The 1,255-nt window shown below is 56.1% G+C and carries 1 pseudogene; it reads left to right on the top strand.

The features are described from left to right. Nucleotides 1-1,255, top strand: a pseudogene (locus tag ACESMD_RS08180) (restriction endonuclease subunit R); the annotation flags it as partial.

Raw genomic sequence — 1,255 nt, 5'->3', positions numbered from 1 at the left:
TCAACAATAATCGCGGTACGGCCATTCTGGTGGCAGCCTCCATTTACGACGCCTGCCATTACTTCCGCCTGTTCCAGAACACCACGTTTGGCCAATACTGCGGCGTGATTACCTCCTACGAGCCGAACCACAATGCCATCTCCCGCGCGCCGGCAAATAGCGATGAACGCTTCAAGTTCGATACCTATAGCCACTTTGTACTGAGGAAGGGGCAGACCACGAAGCAGTACGAGGACGAGATGAAGCGGCAATTCATCGAGGAGCCGGCCAATTGCAAGCTGCTCATTGTGGTGAGCAAGCTGCTCACGGGCTTTGATGCACCGTCCTGCACCTATATCTACCTCGATAACGAACTGCACGATCACAACCTGTTTCAGGCCATTTGCCGCACCAACCGGCTGGACGGCGACGACAAGGAATACGGCTATATCGTCGACTACAAGCAACTGTTCGGTGACGTACAGGATGCGATTGCCGTCTACAGTTCCGACGAGCTGGACCTGGATGACGGTGGCGACGCGCAGAACAATGTCCAGCTCAAGAACTGGCTGGAGGAGGGCCGCAAGAAGCTGGATGCGGCCCGCGAAGCTTTGAAGTATCTCTGCGAGCCGGTGCCGCCACCTCGGGAAATGGAGCAGTACCTGCGCGCCTTCTGCGGGGATGCCGGCGATCCCAACGCGCTCGATGATACCGAGGCCATGCGCATCGCTTTCTACAAGCAGGTGGCGACCTATGTGCGCGCCTTTGCGGCCATTGCGCAGGATCTTGAGGAAGCCGGCTATTCGGTGGCTGAAATCGCAGAGCTCAATCAGGAGGTGGCGTTCTTCAGCGAAGTGCGTGCGGCGATCAAGCATCATTCCGGCGAGGAGCTGGATATCAAACCGTTCGAGGCGGATATGCGCCACCTGATTAACACCTATATTCAGGCCGACCCGGCCGACCCGTTGGGCGCGGTGGATAACTACTCTTTGGTCGAGTTGATTGTCGAAACGGGTATGCACGATGCCATTGCCCGCAAACTCAACGAGAAAGGCAAGTTGTCGAAAAATGCCATTGCCGAAGGCATCATCAATAACGTCCGCAAGACCATTATCCGGGAGCAGCTTACCGATCCTCGCTTCTACCAGCAGATATCGACGCTGCTGGATGATCTGATCAGGCAATGGCGGGATGAAACCGTAAGCTACGAGGCGTTTCTGCAGAAGGCCGAGGCGCTGGTGAAAAAGATGGATGAAGGCCATGGCGATGATGACAT

Source organism: Halomonas sp. (assembly GCF_041689495.1).
Lineage (GTDB): Bacteria > Pseudomonadota > Gammaproteobacteria > Pseudomonadales > Halomonadaceae > Halomonas.
Note: the sequence above shows the minus strand (reverse complement) of the source record. Positions and strands in the feature narration are given on the sequence as shown.